General features: G+C 71.4%; 15 protein-coding genes. 1 reads left to right on the forward strand and 14 read right to left on the reverse strand.

Translation table 11 applies throughout. The features are described from left to right. Positions 1-21 precede the first annotated feature (21 nt). Positions 22-2,031, forward strand: coding sequence for a glycosyl hydrolase family 28-related protein (locus AW271_RS20585; RefSeq protein WP_062339002.1), 2,010 nt, complete (start codon positions 22-24; stop codon positions 2,029-2,031). Between the two features lie 40 nt (positions 2,032-2,071). Here AW271_RS20585 and AW271_RS20590 read toward each other — a convergent pair whose 3' ends face one another. The 14 genes from AW271_RS20590 to AW271_RS20630 all read right to left on the reverse strand — a co-directional run bounded on the left by AW271_RS20590 (position 2,072) and on the right by AW271_RS20630 (position 12,873). Continuing rightward, the gene (locus AW271_RS20590; protein WP_062339003.1) at positions 2,072-3,271 is read right to left on the reverse strand and encodes a M16 family metallopeptidase; all 1,200 of its coding nucleotides are present in this window, start codon (positions 3,269-3,271) and stop codon (positions 2,072-2,074) included. Next, positions 3,268-4,527: a M16 family metallopeptidase gene (locus tag AW271_RS20595; RefSeq protein WP_062339004.1), complete on the reverse strand. Its 1,260-nt coding sequence runs from the start codon at positions 4,525-4,527 to the stop codon at positions 3,268-3,270. The genes AW271_RS20590 and AW271_RS20595 overlap by 4 nt, the downstream gene beginning before the upstream one ends. Beyond that, on the reverse strand, positions 4,524-5,441 hold the full coding sequence (locus AW271_RS20600; protein ID WP_062339005.1) for an aminoglycoside phosphotransferase family protein: 918 nt from the start codon (positions 5,439-5,441) through the stop codon (positions 4,524-4,526). The genes AW271_RS20595 and AW271_RS20600 overlap by 4 nt, the downstream gene beginning before the upstream one ends. Then, positions 5,438-6,019: a flavoprotein gene (locus AW271_RS20605; RefSeq protein ID WP_062339006.1), complete on the reverse strand. Its 582-nt coding sequence runs from the start codon at positions 6,017-6,019 to the stop codon at positions 5,438-5,440. The genes AW271_RS20600 and AW271_RS20605 overlap by 4 nt, the downstream gene beginning before the upstream one ends. Beyond that, positions 6,012-6,974, reverse strand: a complete 963-nt coding sequence (locus AW271_RS20610) for an LLM class flavin-dependent oxidoreductase (protein ID WP_062339007.1) — start codon at positions 6,972-6,974, stop codon at positions 6,012-6,014. Before AW271_RS20610 ends, AW271_RS20605 begins: the two co-directional genes overlap by 8 nt. A gap of 98 nt (positions 6,975-7,072) precedes the next feature. Then, on the reverse strand, positions 7,073-7,234 hold the full coding sequence (locus AW271_RS39860) for an LxmA leader domain family RiPP (protein WP_157554423.1): 162 nt from the start codon (positions 7,232-7,234) through the stop codon (positions 7,073-7,075). A 72-nt stretch (positions 7,235-7,306) separates the two neighbouring features. Then, entirely contained in the window at positions 7,307-7,456 is a 150-nt protein-coding gene (locus AW271_RS39865; RefSeq protein WP_157554425.1) for an LxmA leader domain family RiPP, read from the reverse strand. 36 nt (positions 7,457-7,492) lie between these two features. After that, positions 7,493-7,639, reverse strand: a complete 147-nt coding sequence (locus AW271_RS39870) for a hypothetical protein (protein ID WP_157554427.1) — start codon at positions 7,637-7,639, stop codon at positions 7,493-7,495. 5 nt (positions 7,640-7,644) lie between these two features. Continuing rightward, positions 7,645-7,809: a hypothetical protein gene (locus AW271_RS39875; protein ID WP_157554429.1), complete on the reverse strand. Its 165-nt coding sequence runs from the start codon at positions 7,807-7,809 to the stop codon at positions 7,645-7,647. 31 nt (positions 7,810-7,840) lie between these two features. Then, entirely contained in the window at positions 7,841-7,999 is a 159-nt protein-coding gene (locus AW271_RS39880; RefSeq protein WP_157554431.1) for an LxmA leader domain family RiPP, read from the reverse strand. A 42-nt stretch (positions 8,000-8,041) separates the two neighbouring features. Further along, positions 8,042-8,962 (reverse strand): T3SS effector HopA1 family protein, encoded by a 921-nt coding sequence (locus tag AW271_RS20615; protein WP_062339008.1) that lies wholly within the window; start codon positions 8,960-8,962, stop codon positions 8,042-8,044. After that, positions 8,959-10,026, reverse strand: coding sequence for a class V lanthionine synthetase subunit LxmK (lxmK, locus tag AW271_RS20620; protein WP_062339009.1), 1,068 nt, complete (start codon positions 10,024-10,026; stop codon positions 8,959-8,961). The genes AW271_RS20615 and lxmK overlap by 4 nt, the downstream gene beginning before the upstream one ends. Before the next feature lie 202 nt (positions 10,027-10,228). Further along, the gene (locus AW271_RS20625) at positions 10,229-10,975 is read right to left on the reverse strand and encodes a succinate dehydrogenase/fumarate reductase iron-sulfur subunit (protein ID WP_062339010.1); all 747 of its coding nucleotides are present in this window, start codon (positions 10,973-10,975) and stop codon (positions 10,229-10,231) included. Further along, positions 10,972-12,873 (reverse strand): fumarate reductase/succinate dehydrogenase flavoprotein subunit, encoded by a 1,902-nt coding sequence (locus tag AW271_RS20630; protein WP_062339011.1) that lies wholly within the window; start codon positions 12,871-12,873, stop codon positions 10,972-10,974. Before AW271_RS20630 ends, AW271_RS20625 begins: the two co-directional genes overlap by 4 nt. Position 12,874: the final 1 nt, after the last annotated feature.

Genomic DNA, 12,874 nt, shown 5'->3' on the forward strand with positions numbered 1-12,874 from the left:
CCCGACAGAAACGAGCACGAGATGTCACGAAAAGTGGCGTTGGCGGCGGTCACCGCCGCCGCCGTGGGCTTAAGCCTGGTGGTGGCCGGCCCAGCGGCGGCCCATCAGACGGCGACCCCGACCGCGGTCACGCGGGCCGCGCTCGACCCGTCACTGGTGGCGGGCCGCGGCGCGAACGTCCCGTTCGTCGAGCAGGAGGCCGAGAACGCGGCCACCAACGGCGTCGTGATCGGCCCCGACAGGAACGCGTACACGCTCCCGGCCGAGGCGTCGGGCCGCAAGGCGGTCAAGCTGACCCCCGGGCAGTGGGTGGAGTTCACCCTGCCGAAGGCCGCCAACGCCGTCACCGTTCGCTACAGCGTGCCCGACGCCCCGAACGGCGGTGGCATCACCGCTCCGCTGAACCTGACCGTCAACGGCGGCAACAAGAAGACCCTGACGCTGACCAGCCAGTTCGCGTGGCTCTACAACCAGTATCCGTTCACCAACGACCCGAACGCCGGGCTGCTGCACCCCGACTGGTGGATCACCGAGTGCCAGTGCGTGCCGGCCGCGACCAGCCCTGCGCCCGAGATCACCAAGCCGTTCCGGCCGATGCACTTCTACGACGAGCAGCGGCTCCTGCTCGGCAAGACGTACAAGGCCGGTGACAAGGTCAGGCTCACCGCCCCGGCGAACAGCAACGCCGCCTGGACGGTCATCGACCTGCTCGACTCCGAGGTCGTCGGCGCTCCGCACGTGCGGGTGCTGGCCGCCAACGTGCTGCTGTTCGGGGCCGACCCGACCGGCCGCAAGGACTCGGCCCCGGCCATCGAGAAGGCCATCGCGTTCGCCAAGCGCGGCAACCTGAAGGTCTACATTCCGCCGGGCACCTACCAGGTCAACCGCCACATCATCGTCGACGACGTGACGATCGAGGGCGCGGGCTCCTGGTACACGATCATCAAGGGCAAGGAGGTCGCGCTGCCGACCCCCGCCCCCGACGGCTCGGTGCACACCGGCGTCGGCTTCTACGGCAAGGACGCCGCCGAGGGCGGCAGCCGCAACGTGCACCTGTCGGGCTTCACCATCGAGGGCGACGTACGGGAACGCATCGACACCGACCAGGTCAACGGCATCGGCGGCGCGATGAGCGACTCGACGATCAAGGGCCTGTACATCCGGCACACCAAGGTCGGCCTCTGGTTCGACGGCCCGATGGACAACATCAAGGTGACCGACAACGTCATCGTCGACCAGATCGCCGACGCCCTGAACTTCCACGGCGGCGTGACCAACTCGGTCGTGGCCAACAACTTCATCCGCAACACGGGTGACGACGGCCTGGCCATGTGGTCGGAGAAGAACCCCAACGTCGGCAACGTCTTCGACCGCAACACCGTGCAGACCCCGACGCTCGCCAACGGCATCGCGATTTACGGCGGCAAGGACAACGTCGTCTCGAACAACCTGGTGGCCGACCCGCTGCGGGAGGGCTCCGGCCTGCACGCCGGTTCCCGCTTCGGCGCCGAGCCCTTCACCGGCACGCTGAAGTTCACCGACAACACCACCGTCCGGGCCGGCGCGTTCGACCTGAACTGGCGCATCGGCCTCGGCTCGATCTGGTTCTACGCCCTCGACCGCTCGATCGAGAACGACATCCAGGTCACCGGCGACCACTACCTCGACAGCACCTACAACGCGATCATGATGGTGAGCGAGTGGGGCGTGAAGGACCTCTACTCGATCACCGGCGTGAAGTTCAAGAACGTCCGGATCGACGGCACCGGCACGTCGGTGCTGAGCGCCCGCGTCAAGGGCGGCGCGTCGTTCGAGAACGTCGACGCCCGCAACGTCGGGGCCGTCGGCATCAACAACTGCGGCTCGTTCGGCTTCCCGCCCACGGGTTCGGAGTTCTCCGTGACCGACCTGGGCGGCAACGACGGCGGCGGCACCACCGGGCCGTGGGCGGGCTCCTGGCAGCTGCCCAACACCATCACGTGTGACGACCGCCCGCCGGTCGTGGCGCCCCCGGCGCCGTCTCCCTGGTAGGACAACCCGAAGGCCGGCCCGCTGATCGGGCCGGCCTTTCCTATGGGACGAGGGAGAGCGTGTCCGGCAGCGCGCCGGGGTCGGCGGCGACCACGCCGGAGAACCGGGCGGGCGCGAGATGCGCGGCCGTCGCGGCGACCACCTCCTCGGTCGTCACCGTCTCCAAGCGGCGGGTGAAGCCGAACAGCAGCAGCGGGTCCACCGAGCGGCCGGCCAGGTCGGCCAGCCCGTTGGCGAGGGCGGCACGGGAGGCCAGCCGGGTCGCGGCCGAGCCGAGGGCGTAGGCGCGGGCGGCGCGCACCTCGGCCTCGGTGGGCGGGTGTGTCGTGGTCAGGCGGTGGAGCTCCGCGCCCATCACCTCCAGGGCGGCTGAGGTGGTCGCGGCGGAGGTGTCGGCCTCGACGGCGAACAGCGGGCGGCCGGGGTGCAGGTCGAAGTAGGACATGATCCCGTACACGTAGCCGTTGTCCTCGCGCAGGCTTCTGGCCAGCCGCGAGGAGAGGTAGCCGCCCGTGATGTTGCTCGCGACGAAGAGGGCGGGATAGCGCTCGTCGTGAACCGCCACGGCGGGCGCGCGGAGTCTGATCCGGGACTGCGGGGCGCCCGGCTGGGAGAGCGCGGCCAGCCGGCCGGTCCCGATCTCGGGGAGGGGCGGAAGCGGGGCGCCGGGGCTCGGCCGCCAGCCGCCCAGGGCCTTCTCCGCCAGTTCCGCCAGCCGCTCGGGGTCCTCGGGGGCGAGGATGATCAGGACCGCGCCCCGCGCGCTGAAGGGACGGTGTGCGTTGGTGACGGCGGCCACCTCGTCCGGCGTGGGGACGGGGTGGCTGACCGGATGGTCGCCGAACAGGTGGCGGGCCAGCGCGGCCCGGGTCGCGAGGTCGGGGTGGGCCCCGAGCACCCGGAGTTGCGATCCCAGCTGGCCGCGCGCGATCGCGAGGTCGCCGGCCGCCCCCTCGACCACGTCGGCGAGGGCGGTCAGCAGGAGGTCGAGGTCGGTGAGGGCGGCGGAGGCGCTGACCGCCACCCGGTGCACGTCGCCCATGGCGCTCAGCTCCACCCCGTCACCCGCGTCCCGGCTCAGCGTCAGACCGGTGGACAGCAGCATCGAGGCGGCCAGGTCGGCGGCCGTGTGACAGGGCGCGGGCAGGTGCAGGCGGGCCTCCACCATCGGCATGAGGCCGTGCTGGAGCGCGAGGATGCGCAGGCCGTTGGCCAGCGTGCGGTCGACGAGTCCGTTCATCGGGCCGCTCCCGGAGTGATCGTCAACAGGGCGCGCGAGTCGGCCCGGAGCATGGCCGCGGCCTTCGCCGCGTCCTCCGGCGTCACGGCCGCGCACAGGCCGGGCAGCAGGTCGACCGTGCCGGCGTCGCCGAAGAGGACCTCGAAGCGGCCCAGCGCGCGGACCCGCTGGGCGGGTTCGTCCATGGCGCGGTGGTGGGTGTTGGTCCAGCTCGTGCGGCGGCGGGCGAGCTCCTCCAGGGTGGGGCCGAAGCGGGCGATCGACTCCAGTTCGGCGTCGACGGCCGCCAGCACCCGCTCGGCGGGCAGTTCCCGAGGGTGGATGGCGGTGAGGATCCACATGTCGGGGTCGCGGGCGTCGAGCAGGTCGAACAGGCCCATCCGCGCCGAGAACGTCACGGTGTGCCCGGTTTCCGCCCGCAGCCGCTCCCGCAGCCGGGGGCGGCTGCCCCCGGTCAGCGCATGAGCCACGGCGGCGAACGCGAAGTGCGGGCCGAAACCGGCCGCCGGGTCGGGCACCCGGTGGCCGATCGCGAAGGCGGGCAGCGGGGCCATCGGGTCGACGTGTTCGCCCTCCACCCGGCCTGCGGGCTCCGGCTCCCATCGGGTCGCCCGCGCCGGGACCGGGGCCGCCGGGAGCTCCCCGAACGTGCGGTGCACGACGTCCAGCACCTGGTCGGTCCGGACGGCCCCGGTCACGGTGAGCACCGCGTTGCCGGGGCCGTAGTGACGGGTGAAGAAGTCGGCGCACTCGTCCACGGTGACGTTCAGCAGCGCCTCGTAGTCGCCGTAGCCGTCATGGGCGTTGGCGAAGTCGCGGAAGAGCACGGGCGACAGGCGCGGCCAGGGAAAACCGCCGTACGGCTTGCGGAGTTTGCCGAGGATCTCTTCGCGGATCACCTCGGTCTGGGCCCTGACGGCGCGTGCGGTGATCTTCGGGGCGCGCATGCGGGCGGCCTCCACGGCGATCACCTGGTCGACCGCCTCGGCGGGCACGACCGTGTAGAAGTCGGTGTAGTCCTGCCGGGTCGACGCGTTGCAGAAGCCGCCGATGCTCTCCACCTGCTGGAAGTGGTCGCCGTCCCGATCCTGGGCGCCCTGGAACATCAGGTGTTCGAACAGATGGGCCAGCCCTGACCGGTCCTCGGTCTCGGCGCGGAACCCGACGTCGTAGTGCACGGCCACGCTCGCGACCGGCGCCGAGTGGTACTCCTCGACGACCACCCGGAGGCCGTTGGGCAGGGTCAGCCTCTTCATCGGACGCTCGTCTCCCGCAATAGGCGCCCGCCGGCCGCCGCGTCGACGACCTCCGCCAGGACGGTCAGGGAGCCGTCCAGCGTCTCGTGCCAGCCCACGTACGCGGAGAAGTCGTGGGTGTGGGTGAGGAACCGTAGCAGGGCCACCCTGCCGACCGCGGCACGGTCGAGTGGCGCGGGGTAGGCGTCGAGCAGGCCGTGGATGAGGGCGTCGTAGTCGTCGCGGCCGAGCGGGCCCGGGGCGCCGACGTGACCGAACTCCACGAACTCGCCGACGAGCCAGCCCAGGTCGAACTCGGGCGGACCGGCCGCCAGCTCCTCACCGATCAGCAGCACGCCGTCCTCCACGGGCAGCAGGATGCCGCTGCCGGGGGCGCCGTGCAGCAGCACCCGGCGTTCACCGCCGATGGCGCACCAGCTCTCCACCAGCTCCAGCCGCTCCCGGCCGAGCACCGCACGGGCCCGGCGGTGCAGCTCGGCCGCGCCGCGCGGCCCCTGGCCACCGCGCAACCAGCCCAGAAGCCTCCGTACGCCCGTCGGCACGTCCGGCAGCGCCGCGTCCGGCACCGGCACGGCGTGCAGCCCGGCGAGGGTCCTGGCGGTCTCCGCCAGTGTGTCTCCGGCCAGTTCGCGCAGGCCGGGCACCTCTCCCGTCAGCCCGAGGAACATGCCCGCGAGCGACCGGAACCGCCTGACCCGGTAGGTCACCCCGTCCTCCACCGACTCGGGCAGGATGAGCGCGACCCGGCCCGGGGGCACCGACGCGACGGCCGCGCGCAGCAGGGGATCGGGGGCCTGGATGGCGCGCCCCCGGTCGGCTCCGGGGCGCCTGGTCCACAGATAGGTTCCGTCGTCGTCCAGGGTGATCGTGGTGCGCAGGTATCCCGTGGCGTACGACGCGACGATCTCGCTCATCGCAGCGCCTCCATCCGTTCGATCAGGTGGGGTAGCGGGGGCGGCGACAAGGCCGTCCACTCCCGCGTGTGCGCGCTCAGCCCGGCGATGGGGTCGCCGACGACCACGTTGGGCCGGGCGTCCAGCGCGGCGCGGTTGGCGCGATAGGCGTGCGACTCACCGGCGCCCGGTGGCAGGGCCGGGCCGATGCCGATCAGGGCTTTGGTGGTCTGGAGCGCCAGCAGCACGGGGGTGTCGGCCAGCCCGCCCGCGAACCTGCTCAGGAAGTTGTACGTCGCCGGGTAGACCAGCACGGTGTCCGGCCAGGTGGCGTAGTGGACGTGCGGCGAGCCGGGCGCCGGGTCGTCCGGCCAGGCGTCGAGCGGCACGTCCCGGTTCAGCAGCGCGGCCAGCGAGTGCCGGGTGACGAACCGCTCGGCGCTCCGCGTGACCACGGCCTGGATCTCCAGCTTCGGATACGAGAGCTGCAACCAGTTCAGCCAGTAAGGGGCGAACGTGGCGTTGAGCGAGCCGGTGATCATGACCAGCAGGCGTTCGGACGTGAACTCGGGCGCTCTCGCGGCGGAGGGGTCAGACATCGGCGTCCTCCAGCGCGGTGAGGATCTCCCCGGCGTCGGCCAGGCCGGCCTTGAGGCCCTCGACCGCGCCGATCCCGCCGGTGTTGACGACGATCTCGTCCACGCCGGCCTCGCGGTAGGCCCGCAGCCGCGCCACGACCTCGTCGAGCGTGCCGTAGGCGTACACCCCCGCGTCGACCATCGCCCGGGCGCCCGCGACGGGATCCGACGCGTCGGCGGGCACCCCGGCCCTGCGGAGCATGTCGGTGTAGTGCTGCGACCCCAGATGGCCGCGTGCCACGGAGAGCAGCAGCCGGACGGGGTCGCGCCCGGGGCCGTCGAGGCCGGCGTGCACCACAGTGGCCACCCGGGGCGTCCTGCGCCCCGCCGCGCCCTCGGCCAGCGCCGGGATCAGCGTGTCCCTGACGTAGGCGGGCGGCGTCATCCAGGTGACGGCCACGTCGGCCACGCCTCCCGCGGCCCGCGCCATCCCCGGCCGGAGCACGCCCAGGCCGACCTCGACGGTCGGATGGTTCATCGGCGGCAGTGTGCCCGAGGCGGTGCACGCCTCGCAGACGTGCCCGGACACCCCCTTGCCAAGGAGGCCGCGCACCGCCGCGGCGTAGCCGGCGCCGGCGGTGGCGGGCCTCGCGTAGGGCTTTCCGCGCAGGGCTTCCACCATCTCGGGCGTGGCCGCGCCATACCCGGCGACCACCGGCCGCCCGGTGAGCAGGGCGACGCTGCGGGCCTGGGCCGCCGCCTCCATCGGATGGCGCAGCGGCATCAGCGTCACGCCGAGGCCGGCCGGCACCCGCAGTCCCCGCCCCGCCAGATAGGCGAACACCTGATGCGACTCGACCCCGAAGGACTGGCCCAGCCAGAGGCGGCCGGCCCGCCCCCGGTTCACCAGGTCGGCGAAGGGCACGACCTGCTCGGGATGAGAGGGTTGGAGCGGGAACATCACCGCGTGGGACATCGATCAACTCCGTGGGTGGACAGAAGCCGGCGGTGTCACGGGCAATTCGAGTGCCCGTGACACCGCCTTCTCACGCCGCGGTCAGGCGGCAGGACGGACTAGCAGTCCAGGGCGTAGGTGAAGCTGGCCACGCTGATGGTGGTGATGGTGGTGACGGTGATGGTCGGCAGCATCTCGGGAGAGTCGAACTCACCCGACGCGGCGACCTCGGCGAGCGAGGTGTAGGCGTCGGCGCCTTCCATGAGCAGTTCGGCGGACATGGGTACTCCTTCTGGTTCGGTTTTCGGTTTCCCCGCAGGCCGGCGGCCCCGGGAGCTGGCGCGTGCCGTGGATCAGCACTCGAGGATGATGGTGGAGCTGAAGAACGTGGTGATGCTGATCGTGATCGGCGTCGCCTCAGGCGATTCGGCCGGCTCGGTCGTCGCGACCTCGGCGAGCGAGGTGTAGGCGTCGGCGCCTTCCATCAGCGATTCGGCGGACATGCGATGTCTCCTCTCGGTTGGGGCGGCCGCCCGCGTTCAGCAGCCGCCCTGAAGGGTGAGCGTGCAGATGCTCCAGATGATCGTGTCGATGAGCCGCTCGGGAGCTTCGATCTCGGCGGCCGTCGCGACCTCGGCGAGCGAGGTGTACGCGTCGGCGCCCTCCATCAGGAGTTCGGTGGACATATCGGTCAGCAGCTCCAGTAGTAGGTGCCCATCACCGACACGCCGTAGCTGACGCCGGTGAGGAACGAGACGACCGGCGTCGCCTCGGGACTGTCGGATTCGGTGGCCGTCGCGACCTCGGCGAGCGAGGTGTACGCGCCGGCGCCCTCCATGAGGAGTTCAGCGGACATGGTGGCGTTCCTTGGGTGGAAGAGGACCGGTTCAGCAGCTGAAGGCCATGGTCGTGGTGATGCTGACGGCGGCCCCGGTGAAGAAGGAGATCGCCGGGGTGACCTCGGGAGTCTCGGCCTCGGCCGTCGCCGCGATCTCGGCGAGCGAGGTGTACGCTCCCGCGCCCTCCATCAGGAGGTCGGTGTGCATGGATGTCACCTCCTCTCGCACCCTCGTCGTCCCGGCCCCGGGTCAGGGACCGGTGGTCTCGAAGGGGAGCGCCGGCGAGCCGGTGTTCCGGTGCGGGGCGCCGGGGACGATCCCGGCTTCGCGCAGGGCGTGCTCGACCGCCTGCTCCCGGTCGCCGCCGCGCTCGGCGTGCGCCAGCAGCCCGGCGGCGACGGCCCGCGACCGGTGTTCGCCGAAGCTCAGCCCGCGCATGCCCGGCCGGTCGTCGCGGGGTTCCCAGGCCCACCCGACACCGGTCCCGAGCGGTGCGACGAACGCCGACACGTCCTCCCGCGTCAGACCGGTCGCCACGGCGGCCCCGGCCACGTCGGGTACCGCATGCCAGGCCCGCTCGCCCAGGTAGACGACGATGGCGTCACGGCGGGGATAGAGATCACGGGCGGAGAGCACCTTGGCCCGGTAGGGAAGCCGCGACTCCTCCAACCGGGCGAGCACGGCCTCCCAGAGCGGGGGAGCCGCTTCCGCCACGGCCACGCCCACGTAGAGCCGCACGTGCCCGGCCGACTGGGCACCGCCGCCCGTGGCGCCGTTCACGAACAGGAATCCGGGCGAGGCCGCCGGGAGCACCGCGGGAAGGTCGACACGGCGGGACGGGCCGATCTCCTCGCCGAGGCGGTCCTCGGGGATCCGCACCCGCACGCCGCCGAGCCTGACCACACCGGGCATCCCCTCCTCGGCGCGGGCGACCACGGTGGACGACCGGTGCGGGACCACCGCGCGCAGGTCCTGCTCGAACGGCGGGTCCCTGAGCGTCCGGGGCCTGGGCCCGTCCTGGGCGGCCCGGCCCGCGTGGAAGACGTCGTAGAGCGCGCCGGCCAGCGCCGAGCGCAGACCCTTGGGACTCTCCGCGGTGACCTCACGGTCGTCCACCGTCGCGGAGGTGAGGCCGGGGGCGACGCGCACCCGGTCGAGTAACGACTTCACCGGTTCTCTCCAATGCCCAGGGTGGTGGTGAAGGCGGCGGGGTCGAGCAGGACTCTGCGCCCGACCCCCGCGGCGGCCCGTTCGAGCGGGGTCAGCCGGGCCCTCTCATAGCCGGCGGCGAGCACCCGGTCGAACAGGTGCCATCCGGCGAACCCGGCCGTGCGCGCCGCCAGTTCACCGTCTTCGTGCGCGGTCGGCCGGGCCTCCAGGTAACCCGTCCAGAACGCCTCGATGTACGGACGCAAGCTCTCGAACCTGCGGGCGCCGTTGGCCACCACCTCGCGGTCGCTCGCCCCGTCCTCCCGCCCGGCCATGCCGAGCACGCCCCGGTAGAGCCACTCGCCCACGAAACCGCCCAGGTCCCGGGCCGCGTCGCCGACCCGGCTCTCCTCCCAGTCGACCAGGTACAGCCGGTCGTCGTGGATCAGGAACTGGTCGAGCCGCAGGTCGCCGTGGATGAGCACGCGTGGCGCGGCCTGCTGCCTGTCGGCGAGTCCCCTGATCGCCTCGACCACCTCGGCGTCGTTGTGCAGGATCGCCCAGGCCTCTAGCTCGGCGCCGCTGGCGAGCAGGTACATCTCCATCGGCAGCGCCGTCAGCGCCGTCAACGGCGGCAGCGGCGGTTCCGAGTCGTCCTCGGCCACCACGCCGGGTGGCGTCAGGGTGTGCAGGGCGCCCAGCTGGAGGCCCGCCGACCGGGCCAGCTCCCAGCTGAACCCCTCACCGGCCACATCGGACACGCTCTCCGCGTCCTCCAGCAGGCTGAACGCGACCAGGGCGTTCGTCTCGTCGTGGCCCAGAAACCGGGGGACGGTCACGACCGGATGCACGTTGAACAACTCGCCCATGGCGGCGATCCGGGTCATCCGGCGGCGGACGTCGGCTTCGCCGCCGCCCACCCGCTTGACGAACACCGGCTGACCCGTGCTGGTCACGCCCGCCCACGAGTCGTTGCGCCCCCGGAAGGCGGAGACCTCGCCCTGCCGCAGGACACCCTGGCCGAGCCCGGTGAGGAACGCGGCGACCTCGGGAACCCGGTCCAGCGGCACCGGCGCGAAGGTCATCCGTCTCTGGCCCGTTTCTGTCTGCATCGTGTTCCCCGCCCCCTGTGGATCGGCGATTCCCGACCGACGCCGAGCCTGCCCAGGGGGCCTTGTGCGCCGGTTGTGGATCACTGGCCCATGGGTGGCAGACAACTGCAACCGCACGTCGGGGGCATGAAAAAAGCCGGCCTGGACGCTCCAGACCGGCTCTTTCCCGTACGCGCTAACGGCGGAAGATCTTGTTCCCCAGCCACACCAGCGGGTCGTACTTCCGGTCGACCACGCGCTCCTTCATCGGGATCAGCGCGTTGTCGGTGATCTTGATGTGCTCGGGGCACACCTCCGTACAACACTTGGTGATGTTGCAGTAGCCCAGGCCGTGGTCCTCCTGCGCGGAGTCCTTGCGGTCGGCCACGTCGTAGGGGTGCATGTCGAGCTCGGCGATCCGCATGAGGAAACGCGGCCCCGCGAAGTGGGTCTTGTTCTCCTCGTGGTCGCGGATCACGTGGCAGACGTTGTTGCACATGAAGCACTCGATGCACTTGCGGAACTCCTGCGAGCGTTCCACGTCGATCTGCTGCATGCGGTACTCGCCCGGCTTCACGTCCTTCGGCGGCGTGAACGACGGGATCTCGCGGGCCTTCTGGTAGTTGTACGACACGTCGGTGACCAGGTCCTTGATGACCGGGAAGGTGCGCATCGGGGTGACCGTGATGGTCTCGTCCTCGGTGAAGGTCGACATGCGGGTCATGCAGCCCAGACGCGGCTTGCCGTTGATCTCCATCGAGCACGAGCCGCACTTGCCGGCCTTGCAGTTCCAGCGCACCGCCAGGTCGGGGGCCTGGGTGGCCTGCAGGCGGTGGATGACGTCGAGGACGACCTCGCCCTCGTTGACCTCGACCGTGAAGTCCTCCAGGCGGCCTTCTCCGCCCTCGCCGCGCCAGACGCGGAACTTGCCCTTGTAACTCATGACAACTCCTTGGCCGCGGCGTCGTACTCCGCGAGTTCGTCCTCGGTGAGGTACTTCGACAACTCGGCCCGGTCGAACAGGGTGATCAGGTCGTCGCGCATGGAGACCTGGGTCTTCTCGACGACCTGGACCTCGGAGCCGTCGGGCTTGGCCGAGCAGACCAGCAGCTTGCGCCGCCACTCCGGCTCCATCGCCGGGTAGTCGTCGCGGGTGTGGCCGCCCCGGCTCTCCTGGCGCAGCAGCGCGGCCTTGGCCACGCACTCGCTGACCAGCAGCATGTTGCGCAGGTCGAGAGCGAGGTGCCAGCCCGGGTTGTAGACCTTGCCGCCGGGGGCGGTCGTGTTGGTCGCCCGCTCCTTCAGCTTCTCGACGACCTGGAGGGCCTCGGCGACCTCGGTCTCCTTGCGGATGATGCCGACCAGCTCGTTCATCGTGCGCTGGAGCTCGTGGTGGACCTCGTAGGGGTTCTCGCCGCCCTGGCGCTCCAGCGGGGCCAGCGCCTCGGCGTGGGCCTCCTCGACGCCGGTCACCTGCGGGCGCCTCGCGCCCAGCGAGTCGACGTACGCCGCCGCGCCCGCGCCCGCCCGGCGGCCGAAGACCAGCAGGTCGGACAGGGAGTTGCCGCCCAGGCGGTTGGAGCCGTGCATGCCGCCCGACACCTCGCCGGCCGCGAACAGGCCCGGCACCGAGGCCGCGCCCGTGTCGGCGTCGACCTCGACGCCGCCCATGACGTAGTGGCACGTCGGGCCGACCTGCATCGGCTCGGCGGTGATGTCGACGTCGGCCAGCTCCTTGAACTGGTGGTGCATCGACGGCAGCCGCTTGATGATCTCAGCCGCGGGGAGCCGGGAGGAGACGTCCAGGAAGACCCCGCCCTGGGGGGAGCCACGACCGGCCTTCACCTCGGCGTTGATCGCGCGGGCGACCTCGTCGCGCGGCAGCAGCTCCGGAGGGCGGCGGTTGTTGGCCTGGTCGGTGTACCAGCGGTCGCCCTCCTCCTCGGAGGTGGCGTACTTGTCCTTGAAGACGTCCGGGATGTAGTCGAACATGAACCGGCGGCCCTCGGAGTTGCGCAGCACCCCGCCGTCGCCGCGGACCGACTCGGTCACCAGGATGCCCCGCACCGACGGCGGCCAGACCATGCCGGTCGGGTGGAACTGGATGAACTCCATGTTGATCAGCTGGGCGCCCGCGAGCAGCGCCAGCGCGTGGCCGTCGCCCGTGTACTCCCAGGAGTTCGAGGTGACCACGAACGACTTGCCGATGCCGCCGGTGGCCAGGACCACGGCCGGGGCGTCGAAGACCATGAACTTGCCGGTCTCGCGCCAGTAGGCGAACGCGCCGGAGATGGCGTCGCCGTCCTTCAGCAGGCGGGTGACGGTGCACTCGGCGAAGACCTTGATGTACGCCTCGTAGTCGCCGTGGACCTCGAAGTCCTCCTGCTGGAGGGCCACCACGCGCTGCTGGAGGGTGCGGATCATCTCCAGGCCGGTGCGGTCGCCGACGTGCGCCAGGCGCGGGTACTCGTGCCCGCCGAAGTTGCGCTGGCTGATCTTGCCGTCTTTGGTGCGGTCGAACAGCGCGCCCCACGCCTCGAGCTCCCAGACCCGGTCGGGAGCCTCCTTCGCGTGCAGCTCGGCCATCCGCCAGTTGTTCAGGAACTTGCCGCCCCGCATGGTGTCGCGGAAGTGGACCATCCAGTTGTCGTCGGAGTTGACGTTGCCCATCGCCGCCGCCGCGCCGCCCTCGGCCATGACGGTGTGGGCCTTGCCGAAGAGCGACTTGCAGATGATCGCGGTGCGCTTGCCCTGCTGACGTGCCTCGATCGCCGCCCGGAGCCCGGCTCCGCCGGCTCCGATGACGACGACGTCGTATTCGTGACGTTCCACGGTGAACAGT

The sequence above is a fragment of the Herbidospora sakaeratensis genome, from assembly GCF_001570525.1.
GTDB classification, from domain to species: domain Bacteria; phylum Actinomycetota; class Actinomycetes; order Streptosporangiales; family Streptosporangiaceae; genus Herbidospora; species Herbidospora sakaeratensis.